Consider the following 22,632-nt stretch of genomic DNA (forward strand, 5'->3'; position numbering starts at 1 on the left):
CCGGTCGAGGCGTCGGCGGGGGAACTGTGTGAACGCAAGGAGCGGGTCGGCTCCCTCAGCCGGCGTCGCGGCCCGCGCCTGCGGGCCCAACTCGTCGACGAGAGCGGCGAGTGCCTCGGGGCCGCACGTCGTTGAAGACTGCCATAAGGCCACCGGCGACGGATGTGCCGATCACGCCGCTGCCGATGAGTCCCGAGCGTGGTGGGCACGGTGCTGCTCCTTCGAGGGCCGAAGTCGTCGCCTCGCAGCCTGCGGGGTCCGCCGCGTCCCAACCAGATCGGCTTCGTGGACACCACGTGATCACGCTCGGAACCAGCTCACCGAACTCGCTTGTTCTACGCGTCACCGGTCGGCGGCGTACTCCATGGGTAAGGCGCCCACATGCGCGGCGGCAAGGATCAACGACCCCACCCCGACGATGATGTCGGAAGGTGCAGTCCCACTGACCGACGAGCCGGGCGAACCGGACCTCAATCCAGACGATGGCCCCGGGCATGGACCTCCACACAATCCCGATACCTCGCCAACGTCTAGATCGCCACAAGCCTGTTCATGTCTCACGCACGACCCGCATTGGGATATCCGCGAAGCCTTGCAGCGGTACGGCTCCTCTCAGGCTGCTGCCACACCAGCAGCCGAGTGTGCGGTCCGGAACTACGCCCACGGTGCCGGCTACCAAATCGACGACGGCAATGCCCGACGCGCACTCCTTCCACTTGACCGCCCCGCCGGCGCCTCCGCAGTAGTTGCGGCCGGGCATGTTGGCAGACATGGTCCCGATGACCATTCGCCGTCCGGCGCTGTCCACCGAGCTCGCCGAGAAGCCGGCGGACGTGCCTTGTCGGCTGGAGAGTTAGCCATTGACTTGAGACGACACGACAAGCAGCCGACCCGCTCGGTCGGACATCGCGTCTTGTTCGGGGATCCCGGGCCCTGGTCGCGATACGGTCAGACTCGGCCTGGTGAGGAGGTGCCCGGGTGATGACCGTTGTGGGCATGTTCTTGTATGCGGGAGCGATGATCTTGATGGTCAGATTCACCTTTCGCGAGATCCGACGGTGGCTGCGGGGTGAAACGGGCCGGTCGCGCCTTCGGTGGCGCATATCCGGGCCACCGACCCGCCCCTGGAGCGGGGCGCCGGGCCGTTCGGCCGGTCCTTGGGGACGGACGCCGATCCCGTCGCCTCGCCCCCGGGAGTGGGCTCCCGAACTGCCGTGGCCGGGCGAGGTCTGGTGGGCACTGGTGCCCTTCGCCGAGGGCACGGGCGCCAAGGATCGGCCGTGCCTGGTGTTGTCCGTACAGGGCGATGCCGCAGTGGTCGCCAAGATCACCAGTAGGCACCACCCCGCGGCCTCGGGGCTGATCCCACTTCCGCCGGGCAGCGTCGACGATCGTCAGGGCCGCCCGAGTTACGTGGATGCCCGCGAACACCGCTACGTCGCCCTGTCCGACTTCCGTCGGTGTGTGGGGCCCGTTCCCCCGACCGTGTGGCACCAGGTGCACCGAAACGTTCGCTAACTCGGCGCCGCGGGCTCGGTCCGAGGCCGATCGGTGGTACGACGCCGGTCTGACTACCGTCGGCGTCGTACTGATACGTCGTCTTTCCCTTGGGGCCAACCGCGTGGGTGAGTTCGTCGGCGGCGTGCCTTCGCCCTCTACATCGACGCGACCGACGGCCTGCACGCCCTGCTGGTGGAGGCGTGGCACCCGTGCGCGATCCTCGGAGCCGGTCTCCACGGCCTCGCCCGCCGGCTCCGCGGGATCCGCAGCATCGAGCCGAACAACCACACCGAGTCGAACGACTCCGTCAGGTAGCCCGATGGCCCGCCGCGCCACCGTGGAACATGGCAAGTTCGACGAATCGGGTGTCGTCGAACGACGCTTGCCCGTGGAACTTCGTGCCGCCGAAGCGGGCGTCGGCGGAGAACGTCGCGCCGTCGAAGCAGGCGGTGCCGAAGCGGGAACGGGTGGTGCTCGGGCCCCGGAGCGTCGAGGAGTTCGGTCAGGAGGGGGCCGTCGAAAGTGGTGCCGCTGTGGTTGATGTCGGCGCCGGGACTCAGTCCCGCGAGATAGGCGGTGCGGTCGGCGGGGTCGAGGTGGGGGAGACAGCGGGCGTGTCCGGCGACCCGGATGCCTATACAACCGACCGGGTTGGTCGGGCTCGTGTTTCGGGCGCAGAAATCCGGGCGCGGGTAGTGGCGGGCGATGAGCTCCGCGATGTCGCGGACCGAGGTGGCTCGTCCGCTGCCGATGTTGATGGTCTGCGCGGCGGCCTTGTCGGCGACGAGTGTCAGCACCGTAGCGCGGGCGATGTCGTCGACGTGGACCATGTCGCGGACCTGGCGGCCTCCCCCGTTCAAACGCCGGCGCTTCGTTGGCCGGCAGGCCGCGAAAGGCCCCAGGTCATAAGGCTGAGATGAGGATTGGTGGCGCCATCTCGGGCTTTCCTCGAACGCTGGGCGGCGGATTAACGAAGTCCGTGCTCTGTCAGTGGCACCCGATCACAGGGCCTCTGAGGCAGACGCTGAGTAGCGAGCCATGTACACAGTCCGCATTGGAACATCGCGCACGCACGGCATTCGAGAAGGCCCCTCGACGGGCGAACTCAGCGTCACGGACAGCGATAAGCCCAGATCAGCGGGCTGACCTGGGCCTCGTTTCGGGTGGGCACAGACAGACTCGAACTGTCGACCCCTGCTTTGTAAGAGCAGTGCTCTAACCAACTGAGCTATGCGCCCGGATGTGAGAGGACAGCCTACCGAATCCGTGGGGGTGGTTGGTGCCGATGGGTCGTGGGGGCGGTCACTTCCTCGCGAGGTGGGGGGTGGTGGGGATGCGGCGGAACCAGGGAAGGCGGGTCAGGGGGGTGGCGATGGTGATTTCGGTGGGGCCGTGGTGGGTGGTGCCGTCGTCGGCCTGCCAGGTGCCCGGGGGGATGGTGACCTTGCGGGAGCGGGTGCCCTTGGTGGTTACGGGGGCGACCAGGATTTTGTCGCCGAGGAGGAATTGGTCGGTGACGGCGGCGTAGCCTCGGCCGGGGAAGACGTAGTCAAGGGGGAGCTGGATCGGCTCGCCGGTGTGCGCCGCGGCGCGGGCCAGGGCCAGGATCTCCGGGCCCAGGTCGGTGTGCAGGCGGGCGGCCGCGCGGCAGATGTCGAGGTGTTCCGGGTCCAGCACCCGCCACGGCGCCGCGGAGAATTGCATCATCGGGAACAGTGCCGCGGTCTGCGCGTACCGGACGAACAGCTCGGGGTCGAAGCCTTCGCCGTCCGGGCCCGGGACGAAGCGGAACTCGCCGCCGCCGATCATGTCCGGACACGTGAACGCATGGCCTGTGATCGACTGCGCGAGCGCGTTCGGGATCAGGCTGTCCAGGCCGAACCGCCCCTCCCACAAGTGGTACTTGTCCTGTTGGCGTTGGGCCAGCGGCAGCCCGGCCGCCCGCCAGGAGTCACGGAACTCGTTCAGCGGCCATTGGGCGCCGAACCGGTTCCATGCGTGCGTGTATGCCTCCGGATCGGCCACGCCGAGCGCGCGCCAGAACGGCGCGTCGCCGCCGTCGAACTTGAACCCGTCGATGCCGATCGACTCCTGAAGCTCCGTCAGTTGTGTACGCAGCCACGCGGTCGCGTTCGGATCCAGCAGGTCCAGCCCCGCGCTGTAGCCGTTCCACCACGCGTGCACGCCGAAGTACCCGTCCGGACGCCGGATCAACAGCCCCTGATCGTTGAGTTGCCGGCAGGTGGGCGAGTCCGGGGTCACGTACGGCACCAGCCACAACATCACCCGGAAGCCGAGTTCGTGCAGCCGGGCGACCATGCCCGCCGGGTCCGGGAAGCGCCCCGGGTGGAACGTCCAGGTCCCGTAGTCCTCGCTCCAGCGGTCGTCGATCATCAGTACGCCGGGCGGGAATCCGTTGCGCAGCAGGTCCTCCGCATAGCCCAGCACCTTGTCCTGGGTGGGCTCGAAGACCGTCTCGATCCACAGGTTGTACTGCGGCGCGGTGAACAACAACGGATCCGGCAGCCCACCGGTGGCCGGGTAGTGACGCTGCATCACCTCCAGATACGCGTCCCGCAACGTGCCGCCCGCCGCCACACCGGTGTCGACGACCACATCCGCCGCGGAGACCTTGGAGCCTGCGGAATCCGCGGAGTCCGCGGAGCCCAAGGAGCCCTCGGACACCCCCGCCGAATCCCCCGCGACCTCGATCACCGGCCGCCCGTCCTGCATCCGAAATGCGAACGGCCGGGTGCAGTGCACCCATCGGCCGTGGTCGGAGAGCAGCACCGGCATGCCCTGATTGGCCTTCACGTCCCGCAGGTCGATCTCGTACCCGTCCGCGAACGGCATGTGGCGGCCGTCGGCGGCGGCTCCGCCCCACCAGTGTTCACCGGCTCGTGGTTCCAGCACGAGCACGTGCCCGTCGACCGACCCGTCATTCGTCATGTCGCCCAGCTCTCCCACGTTCTCGCTCCCCTGCCCGCCCACCAACCGCCGCCGGCAGGCCGCCATCCGAACCACGCCCGCCGCCCAGTGCCCGCAGGCCACCATCCGGCCCACGCCCTCCACCCGGTGGCGGCGGGCCACCCAACCGGCCCGCCGCCACCCCACCCCGACCCCACCCCGACCCGACCAGCCACCCGAACCGAGCTTCGAACCACCGCTCGGTCAAAGCGCCGACCATCACCACCACCAGCGACGAGGCGGGCCGCCGCACGCATCACCTGATCAAGCGTCACTTCATGCTGAAACCCTGCTCCTTGCCGAACGAGGTGATCCGCTCCTGCCAGTTGGACAGCGCACCCGGCAGGTCGCCCCCGGGCTTGTAGACCTGGCCGATGGTGTCCTTGAAGATGCTGTTCGCGTACACCTGGAACGGCAGGTACTGCCACTCCGGACGCACCGCGCCCGACATCTGCGCGAACACCTCGTTCGGCTTCGTGCCCGGGAAGTACGGGAGTTCGGCGCCGCGAAAGCCCGGGTCGTCGAGCAGCAGCCGGGTCGCCGGGAACAGGCCGACGTCGGTGTTCAGCGACTTGACCGCCTCGGGGTCGGTGTTCAGCCACGTGGCGAACGCGACCGAAGCCGCCTTGTTCTTGGCCTGCTTCGTCACCGCGACGGACGAACCGCCGTTCTCCGCACTGCCGGGCGTGCCGTCACCGGTCGGCATCGGCGCGACGGCCCACTGGCCCGCGCCCTGCGGGATGTTCTTCTGCAACACCGCGGGTGCCCAAGCACCGGCCATCCACAGCGCGTACTTGCCGGCCCCCATCGACTTCCACCACTCCTCGTTCCAACTCGGAGTGGACTCCACCGTCTTGTCCGCCAGCATCGGGCCCCACGTGGCCGCCCACTTCGCCGTGCCCGGGTCGTCCTTGAGCTTGACCGCGGCCGAGGACTCCCCGGAGACCTGGTACGGCTTACCGCCCTGCTGCCAGATCAGGCTGTTCGCCTGGCCCGCGTCGCCCGGGTCGAGGTAGGTGACGAAGTTCCCCGGGTCGGCCGCCTTGATCTTCTTGCCCAACTCGGCCACCTCGGCCCAGGTCTTGGGCGGCGTCGCGCCGAGCTTGTCCAGGATGTCCTTGCGGTAGAACATCGCCATCGGTCCGGTGTCCTGCGGGACGCCGTAGATCCCGCCGGCCACGTTGACCTGCGACCAGGCGGATGCGGCGAACTTGTCCCGGAGCGAGGCGGAGCCGAAGTCGGCCAGGTTGACGAGTTGCTTGGTGATCGCGAACTGCGGCAGCGCGAAGTATTCGATCTGCGCCACGTCCGGCGCACCGTTTCCGGCCTTCAGCGCGGCCTGCAACTTCGTGTACTGGTCCGCCGATTGGCCCACGTTGACCAACTTGACGTGCACCTTCGGGTACTTCTTCTCGAAGAGCGCCACCGTCTTGTCGATGTTGGGCACCCAACTCCAGAAGGTGATCTCGGCGGGCTGGTCGAGAGCCCCCGCGACCGCCGCCGGGTCGGCCTGCTTGCCGCCCTTGTCGTCATCGGACTTGGAGTCCGACCCGCACGCGGAAAGCGACAGGGCGAGCGCCGCGACGGTGACTGCGGCGGTCATCGAAGTCGACCGGCGCGAGCCGAGCCGACCCGGGATCGACGGTTTTGCGTTCATGTGTGGCCACTCCAAAGAGAATTCGCGAACTCGGGGACGTGCGAAAGAGGCATGCGAGATACAAAGGGATGCAAAGAGGCACAAAGGAGAGACAGCAGGCCCTACTACGAAACGAGGAAGCACCAACAGCACCGCTGCGATAGGACGAAGCACCGCAGCCGAGAACCCGAGCACAGGAGCACCGCAGCACCGACGCTGTGACAAGCGAAAGCGCTGCCTCGCCAAGCACCGGAACACCCGAGAGCTACACCCCCGGACCACCGTCGCGGGCACCCCCCGCAGGCCACACCCGCAGCCCCCGCCCACGACCCGCGCCCGCCCGTACCAACACCAACCCCAACCCCAACACCAACACCAACACCAACACCGGCTCGTGCTACTGCTTGACCCCACCCGCCGAAAGACCCGACTGCCAAAACCGCTGCAGGAACAGAAACGCCACGATCAGCGGCACGATCGCCAGCAGGCTGCCGGTCAGCAGAATCGGATAGATCGGCGTACTGCCCGCCACGCTGCCGCCGTTGGCCAGTCCGTTCCACCGGTTGAGGCCGACGGTGAGCGGGAACCAGTTCGGGTCGTTGAGCACGATCAACGGCAGGAAGTAGTTGTTCCAGGTCGCCACCAGCGCGAACAGCAGCACCGTCACGAAGCCCGGCGCGAGCAACCGCAGCGAGATGGTGAAGAAGATTCGCAACTCCCCCGCGCCGTCCATCCGGGCCGCCTCCAGCATCGCGTCCGGCACCGCGTCCGCCGCGTACACCCGCATCAGGTACAGCCCGAACGGGCTGGCCAGGGACGGCAGGATGACCGCCCACGGGGTGTTCACGATGCCCGCGTCACTGAACAGCAGATACGTCGGCACCGCCAGCGCCGTACCCGGGATCGAGATCGCGCCCAGCACGAGCGCGAACATCAGCCTGCGTCCGGCGAATTCGAACTTGGCCAGCGCATATCCGCCGAGCGTGGCGATCATCGCGGCGCCGCCCGCGCCGACCACCGAGTACAGCAGGTTGTTCGCGAACCAGCGCAGATAGATGCCGTCCTCGTACGTGAAGACGTCATGGATGTTGTTAAAGAGGTTGAAGTCGTCGGCGAACCACAACCCGCGCGACGAGAACAACCCCTCGTTGGACTTGGTCGCGCCGAACATCAGCCAGACCAGCGGCAGCAACGTATAGCCGAGCATCAACGCCATCGCGACGGTCAGCGCGGTGCTCTTACGACCGCCACGATCCCGAAGATCACGACGCCCGCCGTGTCCACGAAATCCGCGAGATCCACGAGATCCACGAAGTCCGGGAACTCCGCGAAGCCCGCGACGCCCGCCGCTTCCGCCGTCCGGTCGTCGACCGCGCGGGCGGAAGAAGCGGCCAGACGCGTCGCCGTTCGCGGTCGGGTGATCCGGCAGGGTGGAGGTGCTCACTGCATGCGCTCCCGTCGGGCGGTGGCCAGCTGGACCAGGTACGCGACGAACACGGTCACCACACCGAGAACCACCGCGATGGCGGCCGAGTAGTTGAACTGCCGTCCGCTGAAGGCGAGGTTGTAGGCGTACAGGTTCGGGGTGTAGTTGGTCGGCACCGACGCCGGGGCGAGCGTCTGGAGGATGCTCGGCTCGTTGAAGAGCTGAAAGCTTCCGATCACCGAGAACGTCGTGGCGAGCAGCAACGCCGGTTTCAGCGCCGGGAGTTTGATGCTCCACGCGGTACGGAACGCACCCGCACCGTCCATCTCGGCCGCCTCGTACAGCTCTTCGGGAATCGCCCGCAGCGCCGCGTACAGAATCATCATGTTGTAGCCCACGTAGGACCAGGTCACCACGTTGCCGATGGACGCCAGCATCCAGTCCGGGCTCAGCAGGTCGGGCAGTTCGGTGCCGAACAGGTCGCCCAACTCGGCGGACAGGCCGAACCGGTTGCCGTACATGTAGCCCCACATCAGCGCGGCGACCACACCGGGCACCGCGTACGGCACGAAGATGCCCACCCGGAACAGGCCCGCGCCGCGCAGCCGACCGCTGTCGATGGCCAATGCGGCCAGCAGCGACAGGGTCAGCATCAGCGGTACTTGGATCGCGAAGAACAGCGCGACCCGGGCCAGTCCGGCAGAGAACAGGTGGTCGCTCAGCGCCTTCGAGTAGTTGTCGAAGCCGACGAAGACCGTGCCCCCGATCATCCGGTCCTCGTACAGGCTCAGCCGGAACGCGTAGGCGAGCGGCGCGGCGACGCCGATGACGAAGACCACCAGGAAGGGGAAGAAGAAGGCGTGGCCGGTGAGGTTGCGCCGCAGGGCGCCGCGCTTCACCGCGTGCCCCGGCGACGGCACGGGGCCGGATCGACTCTCACGCAAGGTCCTCCGGGACGCTCGGCGGGGGAATTCGGGAACAGCGGTCGCAGGGATGGGCGCCCGCCCGAATGTTTGCGCCAACATCGCGGCGCGTTTCGAGAGTGTTCCGTCAGCCTGACGACCTGTCAATAGGCATCTCTGCGGGAACTTTCCCGCATGAATGCGGCTTTTGGTGGCCTCTCGGAGTCGGTTGGAGTCGATCGCGACGCGCTGTTGACCCGACATCGTGTTTGCGCGAACATGAGCGCATCCGCCGCCCGGCGCGGATGCCGTAAGTGAAAGGATCGGGGCATGGCGAAGGACGGAGAGGTGGCGAAGCCGGGATCGGGCGGGCCGTTCGAAACGCGTAGCCGGCCTCCGTCCATGGCCGATGTCGCCGAGATGGCGGGCGTCTCCAGCCAGACCGTCTCGCGCGTCGCCAACAACCGCAGCAACGTGGACGAGGCGACCCGCGAACGCGTGCTCGCCGCGATGCGGATGCTCGGCTACCGGCCCAACACGGCCGCGCGGGCCCTGGCCACCGGCAAGTTCCGGATGCTCGGCGTGATCAGCTTCGGCCTGAACGCGTACGGCAACGCCCGCACCCTGGAGGCCATCGTCGCCGCGGCGCAGGACGCGGACTACTCGGTGAACGTGGTGAGCGTGCGGGCGCAGACCGAAAGCGCCGTGCGCGACGCCTTCGATCGACTCACCATGCAAGCCGTGGACGGCATCATCCTGATCGAGGCACAGATCCTGGACACCCCCGCGCTACGGCTGCCCTCCGGCCTGCCGGTGGTCGTGGTCGACGGCGAGGAGAGTCGCCGGCATCCCGGCGTGGACACCAATCAGGCCGAGGGCGCCCGACTGGCCACCACACACCTGCTCGATCTCGGCCACCGCACCGTGTGGCACGTCTGCGGCCCACAGGACTCCTACGCCGCCCGGCGGCGCGCCGAGTCCTGGCATCGCACGCTCAAGGCGGCCGGGGCACCCGTCCCGCCGCTGCTGTACGGCGACTGGAGCGCCGCCAGCGGCTACGCGGCCGGCCTCGAACTGGCCGCGAATCCGGAGGTCTCCGCGGTCTTCGCGGGCAACGACCAGATGGCGCTGGGTGTGGTGCGCGCGCTGCACGAGGCGGGTCGCTCGGTCCCGGGCGAGGTCAGCGTGGTGGGCTTCGACGATCTCGCCGAATCGGCCTGGTTCCTGCCCTCGCTCACCACCATCCACCAGGACTTCGAGGAGGTCGGCCGGCAGTGCGTAGCGCTGCTGTTCGACCAGTTCCGCGCCGGTCACGCCACCGTCCACGGCGCCACTCCGGTCGCCCCGACCCTGATCGTCCGGGACAGCACCTCGGCGCCACCCGTCCCCTGACGGGCCGTCACCGCACCTCGCCCCCCGCCGACGCGTTCCCACCGACACGTCGCGACCCGGCACGACCACGCACACCGAAGCACCACCAGGCAAGCCGCACACCACGCAAGCCCCGCGCAGCCAGCGCCCGCACACCACTGCCCTGACCATCAGGGCCTGCACAGCACTGCCCTGACCATCTGGGCCTGCACATCAGGGCCTGCACATCAGGGCCCTGCACATCCGGGGCCTGCACATCAAGTCCCCGAACACCGGGGCCACAAACGAAAACCGTGCCCCACCCATACCGCCCCACCCATACCGCGCCCACCGCAACCGCGCCCACCGAGACCCGCACCGCCCACCCGGCCAGGCGAAACGGACCACCCGCCCCGCCCCGCGCCCAGGATCGGCACGCCCGTCCCCGATACGCCCCCGTATCAACCCGGTTCGACCCGCGCAGCGCCCGCACCCCACTCGTCCTCAGCGACCCCGAAGTGATCCCGAAGGAGAAGTGGCGCCCGACCGAACGGCCTTCGGCTCCGGCGTGCCACAACGCACCGATGAACGACACCACACTCAGCCCCGCCGGCCGGATGGCCGCCCTGCGCGCCCGCCTCGGCGGCATCGGCTTCGGAGCCGACTACAACCCGGACCAGTGGCCCGAGGCCACCCGCGCCGAGGATCTGGCGCTGATGGCCCGGGCCGGGGTCACCGTGGTCAACCTCGCGATCTTCGCCTGGGCGCGGGTCGAACCGGCCCGCGACGCCTACGACTTCCGCTACTTCGACCGGGTGATGGACGACCTGGCCGCGCACGGGATCACCGCCGACCTCGCCACGATGACCGCCGCACCGCCGCCGTGGCTGGTCACCGAGCATCCCGAGGTGCTGCCGGTGACCGCCGACGGCACGGTTCTGTCCCCCGGCGGCCGGCAACACTTCTGCCCGTCCTCGCCGATCTTCCGCGACCGTGCCGCACGCCTGGTCGAGGCGGTCGCCACGCACTACCGCGACCACCCCGCGCTCGGGCTGTGGCACGTCGGCAACGAATACGGCTGCCACGTCGCGGAGTGCTTCTGCGACACGTCCGCCGCCGACTTCCGACGCTGGCTGAGCGAGCGCTACAAGACCGTGGACGCACTCAACGACGCGTGGTCCACCGACTTCTGGTCCCAGCGCTACGCGTCGTTCGACCAGGTCCTGCCGCCGCGCACCGCGCCGACCTACCCGAACCCCTCCCAGCAGCTCGACTTCAAGCGGTTCGGCAACGACGCGCTGCTCGCGTGCTTCGCCGCAGAGACCGCGATCCTGCGCCGGATCACCCCCGACATACCGGTCACCACGAACTTCCTGGCCGGTCTCAAGAGCGTGGACATGTACGACTGGGCGCCGGCCATGGACGTCCTGTCCCTGGACAGCTACCCCGACCCGAACTGGGAGCAGGCGCACATCGGCGCGGCGATGAGCTACGACGTGATCCGCTGCGCGGGCGGCGGCGACCCGTGGCTGCTCACCGAACAGGCGCCGTCCGCGGTCAACTGGCGCGCCCGCAACGCGGCCAAGGCGCCCGGCCGGATGCGGCTGTGGAGCTGGCAGGCGGTGGCACAGGGCGCGGACGCGATCATGTACTTCCAGTGGCGGCAATCCAGAGGCGGAGCCGAGAAGTTCCACTCCGGCATGGTGCCGCACGCCGGTCCGGATACCCGCGTCTTCCGGGAAGTCACCGATTTGGGCGCCGAGTTGGCCCGGGTCCCGGAACTGGTCGGCACCCGGATCCGCAACCGGGTCGCGCTGCTCACCGACTGGCACAGCTGGTGGGCCCTCGAACTCGATTCGCATCCCTCCGACGCCGTTCAGCACCTCGACCGCGCACTCGACCACTACGCACCGCTGTTCGACCTGGGCGTCGGCGTGGACGTGGTGCATCCGGGAGCCGATCTGTCCGACTACCGCCTGGTGATCGTGCCGAGCCTGTACCTTCTGTCCACCGAACACGGCGACAAACTCTCCCGCTTCGTCGCGGACGGCGGATCGCTGGTCGTGTCGTTCTTCAGCGGGATCGTCGACGAATGCGATCGGGTGCACCTGGGCGGCTACCCGGGTCCGCTGCGTGAGGCGCTGGGCGTATCGGTCCAGGAGTTCTGGCCGGCCGATACCGGAGCGGTGTTCCCAGTACGCGGAGTGGAGGCGTCGGGCGACACGCTGTCCACGGGCACCGGCGACCTGTGGCGCGAGGACGTCACGCTCCAGGGCGCACGGGTCGAGCTGGAGTTCGCCGGCGCCGAGTGGGCCGGCCGTCCCGCCGCGACCGTACACACCCACGGCGCGGGCATAGCACGCTACATCGCGACCCGCCCGGACGCCGCGACCATGCGCGCCCTGATCGCCCGCGCCTGTGCGGACGCGGGCGTCGAGCCGGTACTGCCGGTGCTGCCGCGCGGCGTCCAGGCCTCCATCCGCGCCGGCGACGGGTACGACGTACTCGTCCTGCTCAACCACACGGACGCGACCCACGAGATCGATCTCCCGCACGATCGCCGGGACTTGCTCACCAAGGACCGAGCAATCACCCGCCGAATCACCCTGTCCCCCCGCGCAGTGGCAGTCCTCGGATCACTACCGACCGACCCCACCCCGCAACCCGAATAAGCACCCCACAAACCTCCCGACCGCACCACAGGCACTACCCGCACCACCGCACCACCGCACCACCGCACCACCGCACCACCGCACCACCGCACCACCGCACCACCGCACCACCGCACCACCGCACCACCGCACCACCGCACCACCGCACCGAAGACTCAACCCGCACGCGCACCTCCGCACCAGTCGCACCGCCTGCACTTCCCTCACCCCTCGACCGAGGCAGGTACCGATGCAACGCACGAGGCACCGACTTCTCGCGCCCCCCACCCCAACCCCGGAGGCCCCCGGCCTCCCCCGCACCAGGCACCGACTTCTCGCCCGTTCCGCCCTCGCCCTCACCGCCGTCGCCGCCGGCCTCCTGATCGGCCCACAGGCCGGCGCCGGCACCCCCGCCGCACCGGCAACCCCGCAGACGACCCCACAGGCATCCGCCCTCGCCGCGTCCTGGACAGCCCCCCTGTCCGCGAGCGGCCGCTGGATCGTCGACGCGAACGGCAACCGGTTCAAGCTGCGTTCGGCCAACTGGGCCGGAGCGCAGGGGACCTGGAACGGTTCCGGCGACATCGGCGACGCCGCGAACCACCACAGCGGAGAGAACGCGAACGGCATGCCACTGGGCCTCGATCGGGCAAGCCTGCCGACGATCCTGGCGGGCTTCCACGCGGTCGGAATCAACAGCATCCGACTGCCCTTCTCGAACGAGATGGTGCACACGACCACGACGGTCCCGGACTCGGCCGTGGCCGCCAATCCGCAACTGCGCGGCAAGACCCCGCTCCAGGTCTTCGACGCGGTGGTCGCCGCGTTGACCGCCGACGGCTTCGCGGTGGTGCTGAACAACCACACCGGCACCACCCGTTGGTGCTGCGGCGTGGACGGCAACGAACGCTGGAACACCTCGCGGAGCACCGCCGACTGGGTCGCCGACTGGATCACCATGGCGAACCGCTACAAGACCAACAAGCGCGTGGTCGGCGCCGATCTGTACAACGAGGTCCGTCGCAACATCACCGACGACCCCAACTGGGGCTGGGGCAACGACAAGGACTGGCAGGCCGCGTCGCTGGAGGCGGGCAACCGCATCCTGACCGAAGCCAACCCGGACCTGCTGATCATGGTCGAGGGCATCAACTGGACCGGCATCCCGCTCGACGGCCTGCCGCACGGCCGCCCCACGCTGACCCCGGTCCGCGCCCTGTCACACACCCTGGTCAACCCGAACAAGCTGGTCTACGCGGCCCACTTCTACGGGTACACCGGCCCCAACCACAGCGGCGCGTACGGCTTGGGCGAAACCCACGACCCCCGCTACCAGGACCTGACGCGTGATCAACTGTTCGCCGAGATCGACCGATCGGCGCAGTTCGTCACCGCCGACGGCCAACACCACACCGCTCCGGTGTGGATCAGCGAGTTCGGCACCGGCGCGGAGGAGACCGATCCGGTCGCCCGCGCCTGGTTCACCAACTTCACCGACTACCTGGTCTCCCGCGACCTCGACTTCGCCTACTGGCCGCTGGTCGGCTGGAAGGGCAACGGCCAGGGCGACTCGTGGGCCCTGCTCCGCTTCGACCCGACCGGTGCCCGCAGCGGCATCGCGGACGACCCGGCCGACTGGCGCGCCACCGCCTGGACCAAGCTGATCGGCGCAGCCGGCCGTACCGGCCCCATCCCCGGGTCCGCGCGCTGGAACATGCTGAGCCTGGACAATGCCGACGCCCAACCGTCGCTGCGGATGCGGACCCGACCGGACTGGGACTCCGGTGCCCGCAAGGGCGTCTGTCCCGACGGCGAGCGCGTCATCGGCCTGTCGCACACCGGCAACCGCGGGCTGTGCACCACCGCTGGCGGCCCGGTTCTGTCCGCAACCGACGCCGGCTACACGGTCGTTCGCGACCAGTCGTACGTGCAGAACGACTGGGCCACGGGCTACACCAAGCTCGAATGCCCCACCGGCCGGATGATCACCGGCTACAGCGTGCGCGGCGCGGCCGTCTCCGCGATCCTGTGCACGCAACCGAGCACGGCGCTCGGCACCCAGGGCCGCACCGTGTGGTTCGACCGTGGCGACAACCGCCCGACCGGCAACCCCGGCGGCGAATTCGCCTCCGGCGCGTACAAGGGCCAGTGCAACGCCGACGAATACGCGGCCGGCGTCGCCTACACCGGCCGAATCGGCTCGGCCAAAACCCCCGACGCCCTCCTCTGCAAGCGCTTGACCTGACCGACTGCAAGCGCCCCGACCCGACCAACCGCCCACCCGGGCGCCCATCCCAACCGACCCACCTCGACTGCGCCGCTCCCATCCCGGGGGCGGCGCAGCCACGTAACCACTCCGGCGCAATACGCGCGTCCCACCTACCGCGGCACCAGCACCAGCACCGAAGTCGGCACCAACATCGGCACCGACACCGACACCGCCACCGGTGCTACCGACTCTCGACCGGAGTCCCCGTCGGAGTCCCCATCGGAACCGCCGGCGGGACCAACGTCTGCGGCGCCCGGGTGCGCAACGTGTTCGGACTCGGACTCGCGGACTGCTCCTGAAAACCCGTCACCTTCGCCCGCGCAGCCCGATTGACCTCGGGAGTCACCCAGAGCTGCCAATCCGACCACAGGGCAACATGCTTGAGCTCATCGAGCGTCAACGACATCGTCGGGTTCTGCGTGACGCCCGCAGCCGTCACCGAGATCTCCACTCCGTCCGGGCGCGTCAACCGCACGAACCGGGACCACGAACCCGAGGTGCCCGATTCCGCCTGCCCGCTCCCACCGATGGTCGAGCCGGGGCCCGGCCAGGACTCTCCGACGTGGCCATGTGTGCCGTCCGGCTCGATGAATGGCCGACAGGTGCCGCCGGTCTTGACGATCTCTGCGCAGTCGGTTCCCGAGGAGTCGGGCGCGGAAGAGGTCGGCGTACTCGACATCACCTGCACCGAGAGCCGGGTCGAGCCGGCGGGGCTGGTCAGCAGGATCGTGGCGGAAGCGCCCACTCGGCCGGCGGAATCACCCGGTCTCGGAACAAACGAGCCCCCCTTGGGCTCCACCTGTTTGCCGGCGGCCCATTGAATCCCCATCAGTATCCGCGCGATCTCCTGGGCCGAGACCGCTTCCTTCCCGATCGGTGCGCCGAATCCGCTGTTCGGCCCGGGGCTCGTGCTCGGCGAGATCGAGTCGCCGGCCACCGCCGCCGCGCCCGAGGCGTCCCGACTCCCGGGCTTCTCGTCCGTCCCGCTCGCCACCACCAGACCGGTACCCACCACGGCCAGCACCGCCACGACGGAAGCGCCCACGCGCATCCGACGGGCCCGCCGCATCCGCCGGCCCCGAGTGATTCCCCCCGCGACCAATCCGGCGGGCAGCACCAACTCCGATGCCGCCGTCCGCATCGCGGCCGCCAGTTCCTGCTCCTCAGATCTCGGGGATCCCATCGGCCTGCTGTCTCCTAGACGTCCGTCGACCACGTGTCGTACCCCTACACACGGAGGCCGTGCCGGCAGGCGCCCCGGAGGTCACTCGCGGAACGAATGACCGGGCCGTTCCCACCGGGCACGATGCCCGACCCGGCCGACGTCCCCCGACCCCGGCCGGCGCCGCGCGTGTACCCACTAGATAAAACGCGTTGAACCCCCCGGACCGTCACGCGAATGCGCCCGGAATATCAAGTACGGCTCATATTCTGGCGTTCGCACGAGGAACCGTGCCGGGCGGACCCGAACCGACGACTCCGCGGCACGCGGACCCGGAGCGGGGATCGCGGGGCACGCGGGCCCGGACCGATGATTCCGCGGCACTCGGGGAGTCTCCCATTCGGACCCTCGACCGCATGTACGCACGAGAAGGTGGCCCGATGACCGTCCCGGCAAACAGCCTGCACGAGCTCCTGAAGTCCCACGTCGACGTCGGGCCGGTGCCGGGAGCGGTGGCCCTCGTCGCGCGCCACGACCGGGTCGCGGTGCAGGCGGTCGGCTCGCTCGACGCCGCCGGCACCACCCCGATGGCCCGCGACACCATCTTTCGCATCGCGTCGCTCACCAAGCCCATTGTCGCCGCCGCGGTGATGCTGCTGGTCGAGGACGGGCGCTTCGCGCTCGGCGACCCCATCGGCCGGTGGTTGCCGGAGTTGGCCGCGCCGTACGTGGTGCGTTCGCCGACCGGGCCGATCGAGGACGTGGTCCCGGTCACCCGACCGATCACCGTGTTCGATCTGCTCACCTTCCGGGCCGGGTACGGCTTCCCGTCCGACTTCTCGCTGCCGGCGGTGGGCCTGCTGTCCACCGAGCTGGCCCAGGGACCGCCACAGCCGCAACTGGTCCCGGCCCCCGACGAGTGGCTGGCCCGGCTGGCCCGGATCCCACTCCTGCACCAGCCGGGCGAGGCCTGGCTGTACAACACCTGCTCGGACATCCTGGGCGTGCTGATCGCCCGGGTCTGCGGTCGCTCGTTGCCCGACTTCCTGGCCGAGCACCTGTTCGAGCCCCTCGGCATGGTGGACACCGGCTTCGCGGTTCCGCGCGCCGACCTCGACCGGTTCGCGTACAGCTACCGCGGCACCCCGACCGGCGGCCTCGACCTGGTCGACGCGCCCACCGGCCAGTGGAGCAGCCCACCCGCGTTCCCCTCCGGCGCCGGCGGCCTGGTGTCCACGGTCGACGACTGCCACGCCTTCGCCCGACTGCTGCTCGGCGAGGGCACCGTGGACGGCCGGCAGGTGTTGACCCCCGCGTCGGTCCGCCGGATGACCACCGACCACCTGACCGCGCCCCAGCGGGACGCGGCCCACCTCTTCCTGGAGGGCCAGGGCTGGGGCTTCGGCGGCTCCGTCGACGTCGCGGCCGTCAACCCCTGGAACGTCCCCGGCCGCTACGGCTGGCTGGGCGGCACCGGCACGGCGGCGCACATCGTCCCGTCCACCGGCACCGCCACCATCCTGCTCACCCAGCTCGAACTGTCCGGCCCCACCCCGCCCACCCTGATGCGCGAATTCTGGCGCCTGGCTGCGGGCGCCTGAACCCGAACCCGTACCTGCCGGGCCGAGCTGCGCCATGCCAAGCCGGGCCCGGCCACGCCATGCCGAACAGGGCCGGGCCAGGCCAGGCCGAGCCGGGCCGACCGGGCCGAGCCCGGCCACGCCACGCCACGCCAAACCGATCCAGCCCGAGCCAACCCGAGCCGGTCCGAGCAGGCCCGAGCAGGCCAAAGCCGCGCCCAGGAATCCCGCACCGCCGAAATGCGTTGCGCCTCGACATGACGACACCGCTCGGCGCAGAGACACCGGACGCCGCGAAGCCACTGCGCTACACCGCCTTCTCCGCCGACCCGGCCGGCGGCAACCCCGCCGGCGTCGTCTTGGCCGCCGACGGGCTGGACGATGCCGCCATGCTCGCCGTCGCCGCCGAACTCGGCTACTCCGAAACCGCGTTCCTGACCCGCTCCGAAGCCGGCCACGACACGGCGGCGGTCCGCGCCTTCGACGTGCGCTACTTCAGCCCGCTGGCCGAGGTCTCCTTCTGCGGCCATGCCACCGTCGCGGCGGCGATCGCGGTCGCCGAGCGGATCGGCCCCGGCGAACTCGTCTTCAGCACCCGGGCCGGCATCGTCCCGGTCGACGTGGCAGCCGGCGCAGACGGCAGTCTCCGCGCCACGCTGACCAGCGTCGAGCCCCACCACCGCGAGGTCCCGGCCGCCGACGTCGCCCGGGCGCTGGCCCTGCTCGGTTGGGCCGCCGGCGACCTCGACCCGGCCATCCCGCCGAGCTACGCCTACGCGGGCGCCCACCACCTGATCCTGGCCGCCGGCACCCGGGCCCGACTGGCCGAGCTGCGCTACGACTTCGACGGTCTGGCCGAGTTCATGCGCGCCCGCGACCTGACCACCCTGCAACTGGTGTGGCGCGAGTCCGCGCACACCTTCCACGTCCGCGACCCGTTCCCGATCGGCGGCGTCGTCGAGGATCCGGCCACGGGCGCCGCGGCCGCCGCCCTGGGCCACTACCTGCGAGCCCTGGACCTGATCCGCACGCCCGCCACACTCACCCTGCACCAGGGCGAAGACCTGGGCCGCCCCGGCGTGTTGACCGTCGACCTCCTCGCCGACGACCCGCGCGTGCGGGTCTCCGGCGTAGCCGTGCCGATCCCGGATCCGCTCGACTGAGGACCGCGCCGGACTCCCACCACCCGGCCCACGGGACGATCACCCACCTCGGACCCCGCCGTACCTTTCCCGTTCGCGTCGACCTCCCCTGCGTGCCCGCGGGTGTGCCGCCGGGCTTCGTCGAGCGGACGACGCGGTCGAGGCCTCCTCGCGTGCCCGCGGGCGCGTCGGCCACCACACCACCCACCACACCGCCACCCCCGCGCCCGGCCAACCCCCGCCTCCCCTCCCCTCGTTCGCCAATTTGTGACAGCACTGGTCCAGACCATTGACCGCCTCGAAGAGACACTCCTAACGTGGAAGAGCGCTCCCGGTAACGAAGGCACGCGACTCGCGCAGGTCGCATCGACGCGGTCCGCACCCGGACCGTGTGGCTTCACGTTCGGATGCGGACTCGACGTCCCATCGACTCGCCGGTGCCGCCCCGCGGCGCGTGCGGACGAGTCGGTTCGAGACCGCGCCCGAGCGGGTCGGCCAGTCCCAGGCACGACTTCGTTCACGAGGAGAAGTTCCATGCGCAAGAGGACCATCCTGGCCACGCTGAGCGCCGCGGCGGTCGCCCTGCCCTTCATGATGCTGCCGTCCTCCGCCTCCGCCCACGGATTCATCTCCAGCCCGAAGAGCCGCTCCGCGCTGTGCGGCGAGGGCAAGGTCAAGAGGTGCGGCCAGATCCAGTGGGAGCCGCAGAGCGTCGAGGGCCCCAAGGGCTACCCGGCCGGCGGACCCGCCGACGGGAAGTTGTGCGCCGGCGCGGACGGCCGGTGGGCCCCGCTCGACGACCCGCGGAACGGCACCTGGCCGACCACCGCACTCACCTCGGGCGCCTCGTTCAGCTTCACCTGGGAGATCGAGGCCAGGCACTCGACCAGCACGTTCCGTTACTACATCACCAAACCGAGCTGGAATCCCACCCAGCCGATCAGCCGCGCCCAGATCGAGAGCACGCCGTTCCTGACCGTCCCGTACGGCGGCGCCCTGCCCGCCGCACACACGGTGCACACCGGCACTCTCCCGGCCGGCCGCACCGGCCAGGCGCTGATCTTCGCGGTCTGGGACGTCGCGGACACCGACAACGCGTTCTACTCGTGCTCCGACGTGAAGTTCTGACCGAACACCCCTCGCCCGGCGGCCGGACGCCACCCACCGCGCCGCCGGGCCCGGCCCCGAACCGGCGTGCCCGGGCCCGGTCGGGAAACTCCACCACCCGATCACCCCGAAGCCGCCACAACGGCGGATCCCGGCCGGTCACCGCCGACACCCCGGCACCCGTCGACGTGCGGTAACGCCCCACCACGCCCAGTGAACCCGCCGCCACTCGCGGGGATCACCCCCAGCCCGCTCCGGCGGCACCGCAAACACCGCGCACCTACGGACGCCGAGGCCCACCCCCGCGACCGTGGCAGCGGCGAGCGGGACGCCGACGAGCGCGGCAGCGACCACACAACGTCGATGACCGGAACGGCCAGGCAGCACCCGGCGCATCCCTATCGTCCCCGTCATCACGATCTTCCCCGTCGCCTCGTCGCCCCGTCGCCTCGGTCGTCCCCGTCGCCTCGGCCGTCCCCCGTCGTCCCCGTCCGACGGTTTGCGAGGCCCCGCGATCACCCACCGTGCACACGCGCAAACAACACGCGCAAGCAACACGCGCGAAAACAGCAATAGCCGGCCCTGCCCCGGCCCATCCGCCCGCTCGGACACGCCCCGCGCGGACACTTGGTGGACCTCCATCGGACTGCACCTGGAAGGATGGGCAGGATGGAGTGGGCACGGTTCGCACGGTGACGGGAGCAGGCGTGGTGGTCGGATCCGCACGACGGTCCCTCGGGGTCGGCCTTCCGCTGTCGATCACGCTCGCGCCGCTGCTCCTGGCCCTGCTCCCGGCTGCGTTCGCCGGCGGCGAGACGCGCCCCTGGCGGCGGCGCAAGGATGCCGCCCGCTCGGCGGCGCTGGCCGCGCGCGAGGCGGCGGGCGAGGCGTTCCTCCAGCTCGATACCGCGCAGCGGGACATGATGTTGTCGCTGGAGACGGTCCGGGCGGTCCGCGGCGCACGCGGCACCGAGGACGCCCTGCGCAGTTTCGCCGCGGTCAGCCTGCGGATCGACGAGGCGAGCGCGGCATACATCGCGCTGATGGACCGCCATCCGCTGGACGTCGAACTGGAGACCGACGAATACGAGGCGGCCCGCCGAGAGTTGACCGAGACCGCGCGCAAGCTGGACGCGGTCCGCCAGGACCTGGAGCGGTTCGGCACCTCGCTCGGCCCGCTGCTCGCCGAGGCCGAGCACGCGCTCGGGCAGTTGCCGCCCGCGGTGGACCGGGCCCGCCGGGCCGCCGCCGAGGCGGCCACGGCGGTCGCCGACACCGAGCGGGCCGGCCTGGGCACCAGCGGCCTCACCACCCGCCTGGCCGCGATCCGCAGCGATCTGGCCGAGCTGGACCGGGGGCCGGCCGCACTCGGTATCCCGGGCACGCTGGAGGTGGCCCGCCGGATCGAGACCTCGGCCGGCGAATTGCGCGCCGAGGCCGAACGCCTGCCCAAACAGCGCGAGGAGGTGACCAATCGGCTGTCCTCGCTGCGCACCCGCGCCCAGGCCCTGGAGTCCCGACTGGCCGGCGTCGAACCCGCCCTGCACCGCCTGCGCCGCGATTACGTCCAGTCCTGCTGGACCGACCTGGAGCAGGTTCCGGCCAAGGCCCGCCAGGCGCTGGGCATCGCCCACGCCCGCCTGGAGGAGGCCGGCGCCGCGGCCGGACGCGGCGAGTACGCCGACGCGGTCAGCCGGCTGGCCACCGCCCGGGCCACCCTCAAGGACGCCGACGAGGCGATGGCCTCGGTCAACGACCGGCTGGGCGCGCTGGAGGAGGTCGCTCGCGATCCCGAGGCCGAACTGGAGCGCACCCGATTCGCGCTGCGCGACGCCCAGCGGCTCGCGCTCGGCGGCCGGGCCAACGCCGAGGAGCGCTACGCACGCCGGCTGGACGCACTGGTCTTCCGCCTGGAGGCGATCGCCGCCGAACCGGAGAACCCGCGCCCGGACTGGTGGCGCTTCCTCAGCGAGACCCGCGCCATCCGGGCAGAGGTCGCCGCCACCGTGCAGGTCATCCGCGAGGACCGGGCCGGCCCCGGACCCCACTGACGTCACCGCATCACAGGGCTTCGGCACTGGCTTCGGCGCGGACCTCGGCGCGGACCTCGGTACGGACCTCTGCACCGGGCCTCACAGCGCGTCACGACCCGGCGGCATCCGAAATCAGAAAAGCGACATTTTGCGCATTCCACGCACTTGGCGCAACTCAGCGTAGTGAAATCGTCGCGATGTTCGACCAGTCGGGTAAAGAATCGGCACCTTCAGCCACCTTCCTGAAATTTAAGGTTTAAAGTCGTCGGACCGGCCGACTTCGGGACCTCGGTCCCGATTCACGGGTCCGAAACCCCGCGCGCCGCGCCGTCGACCACTTGCCGACACCGGGAAGTCGCACATGCCCGTGCTCTTGATGCTCCTGTTCGCGTTCCTCCTCGTTCTCGCGCTGCCGAGCCTGCAGGCGCTGCGCCGGGGCCCGCGGACCGCCCCCGCACTGCCGCTGCACACGCACGACGTGACCGACATGCACCGCATGATGGTCCTCGCGTACGAGGAGGAGCGGGCGGTGCTGCATCGCCAGGCGGTCACCTGGCTGCACTCGCTCGGCCGCGGCCCGCTGCGGGTGACCGACGCCCAGGCGGCCACCGGCAACCGCGGCTGCGACCTGGTCACCCTGGGCGACGGCACGGTGCTGGGCCTGTCCTCGACCGGGCTGGTCATGCACGAGTTGTGCGGCGCGCTCGACCGATTCACCGAGGTGGCGCTGACCCGGGTGCGGGCCGCACGCGACGGCTTCGAGTTGACCTTCGACATGGAGTGCGGCCGGCAGTTGCACGCCCGAGCCGAACTACTGACCGTCCGCGGCGCCTGCGTCTGAGCCGAGTCCCGGGCCCGGGCCGCGGCCCGGGTCCGATCCCGGCTCCGCCCACCGCTCCACCGCTCC

General features: G+C 70.3%; 14 protein-coding genes, 1 tRNA gene and 1 pseudogene. 9 read left to right on the forward strand and 7 right to left on the reverse strand.

The features are described from left to right. Nucleotides 1–1,026 precede the first annotated feature (1,026 nt). Nucleotides 1,027–1,518, forward strand: a complete 492-nt coding sequence (locus ACZOOI_RS07565; RefSeq protein WP_465281137.1) for a type II toxin-antitoxin system PemK/MazF family toxin — start codon at nt 1,027–1,029, stop codon at nt 1,516–1,518. 289 nt (nt 1,519–1,807) lie between these two features. Here the strand turns inward: ACZOOI_RS07565 and ACZOOI_RS07570 are convergent. The 6 genes and pseudogenes from ACZOOI_RS07570 to ACZOOI_RS07595 all read right to left on the reverse strand — a co-directional run. Beyond that, a pseudogene (locus ACZOOI_RS07570) lies at nt 1,808–1,894 on the reverse strand (hypothetical protein); the annotation flags it as partial. 770 nt (nt 1,895–2,664) lie between these two features. Beyond that, nucleotides 2,665–2,738 (reverse strand) — tRNA-Val (locus tag ACZOOI_RS07575). A 64-nt stretch (nt 2,739–2,802) separates the two neighbouring features. Beyond that, the gene (locus ACZOOI_RS07580) at nt 2,803–4,449 is read right to left on the reverse strand and encodes a glycoside hydrolase family 31 protein (RefSeq protein ID WP_465280022.1); all 1,647 of its coding nucleotides are present in this window, start codon (nt 4,447–4,449) and stop codon (nt 2,803–2,805) included. A 289-nt stretch (nt 4,450–4,738) separates the two neighbouring features. Then, on the reverse strand, nt 4,739–6,070 hold the full coding sequence (locus ACZOOI_RS07585; RefSeq protein ID WP_465280023.1) for an ABC transporter substrate-binding protein: 1,332 nt from the start codon (nt 6,068–6,070) through the stop codon (nt 4,739–4,741). Between the two features lie 430 nt (nt 6,071–6,500). After that, nucleotides 6,501–7,331, reverse strand: coding sequence for a carbohydrate ABC transporter permease (locus ACZOOI_RS07590; protein WP_465281138.1), 831 nt, complete (start codon nt 7,329–7,331; stop codon nt 6,501–6,503). Between the two features lie 212 nt (nt 7,332–7,543). After that, nucleotides 7,544–8,428, reverse strand: coding sequence for a carbohydrate ABC transporter permease (locus ACZOOI_RS07595; RefSeq protein WP_465280024.1), 885 nt, complete (start codon nt 8,426–8,428; stop codon nt 7,544–7,546). Nucleotides 8,429–8,833: 405 nt separating this feature from the next. Between ACZOOI_RS07595 and ACZOOI_RS07600 the strand changes: the two genes are divergently transcribed. The 3 genes from ACZOOI_RS07600 (at nt 8,834) to ACZOOI_RS07610 (ending at nt 14,677) form a co-directional block, all read left to right on the forward strand. After that, nucleotides 8,834–9,823, forward strand: a complete 990-nt coding sequence (locus tag ACZOOI_RS07600; RefSeq protein ID WP_465281139.1) for a LacI family DNA-binding transcriptional regulator — start codon at nt 8,834–8,836, stop codon at nt 9,821–9,823. A gap of 542 nt (nt 9,824–10,365) precedes the next feature. Beyond that, nucleotides 10,366–12,453 (forward strand): beta-galactosidase, encoded by a 2,088-nt coding sequence (locus ACZOOI_RS07605; protein WP_465280025.1) that lies wholly within the window; start codon nt 10,366–10,368, stop codon nt 12,451–12,453. Between the two features lie 229 nt (nt 12,454–12,682). Next, nucleotides 12,683–14,677, forward strand: coding sequence for a glycoside hydrolase family 5 protein (locus ACZOOI_RS07610; RefSeq protein WP_465280026.1), 1,995 nt, complete (start codon nt 12,683–12,685; stop codon nt 14,675–14,677). 205 nt (nt 14,678–14,882) lie between these two features. Here the strand turns inward: ACZOOI_RS07610 and ACZOOI_RS07615 are convergent, their stop codons facing one another. After that, nucleotides 14,883–15,884 (reverse strand): hypothetical protein, encoded by a 1,002-nt coding sequence (locus ACZOOI_RS07615; RefSeq protein ID WP_465280027.1) that lies wholly within the window; start codon nt 15,882–15,884, stop codon nt 14,883–14,885. Nucleotides 15,885–16,303: 419 nt separating this feature from the next. Between ACZOOI_RS07615 and ACZOOI_RS07620 the strand changes: the two genes are divergently transcribed. The 5 genes from ACZOOI_RS07620 to ACZOOI_RS07640 all read left to right on the forward strand — a co-directional run bounded on the left by ACZOOI_RS07620 (nt 16,304) and on the right by ACZOOI_RS07640 (nt 22,566). Further along, nucleotides 16,304–17,464 carry a serine hydrolase domain-containing protein gene (locus tag ACZOOI_RS07620; RefSeq protein WP_465280028.1) on the forward strand — a complete coding sequence of 387 codons (1,161 nt, stop codon included), beginning with the start codon at nt 16,304–16,306 and terminating at the stop codon, nt 17,462–17,464. Nucleotides 17,465–17,700: 236 nt separating this feature from the next. Then, nucleotides 17,701–18,606, forward strand: coding sequence for a PhzF family phenazine biosynthesis protein (locus ACZOOI_RS07625; protein ID WP_465280029.1), 906 nt, complete (start codon nt 17,701–17,703; stop codon nt 18,604–18,606). Between the two features lie 513 nt (nt 18,607–19,119). Then, a complete protein-coding gene (locus tag ACZOOI_RS07630) occupies nt 19,120–19,713 on the forward strand; it encodes a lytic polysaccharide monooxygenase auxiliary activity family 9 protein (RefSeq protein ID WP_391581438.1) in 594 nt (197 codons plus the stop codon). Nucleotides 19,714–20,384: 671 nt separating this feature from the next. Next, a complete protein-coding gene (locus ACZOOI_RS07635; protein ID WP_465280030.1) occupies nt 20,385–21,743 on the forward strand; it encodes a hypothetical protein in 1,359 nt (452 codons plus the stop codon). Nucleotides 21,744–22,086: 343 nt separating this feature from the next. Then, nucleotides 22,087–22,566: a hypothetical protein gene (locus tag ACZOOI_RS07640; RefSeq protein ID WP_465280031.1), complete on the forward strand. Its 480-nt coding sequence runs from the start codon at nt 22,087–22,089 to the stop codon at nt 22,564–22,566. Nucleotides 22,567–22,632 lie beyond the last annotated feature (66 nt).

It is taken from the genome of Embleya sp. L77 (assembly GCF_055557415.1).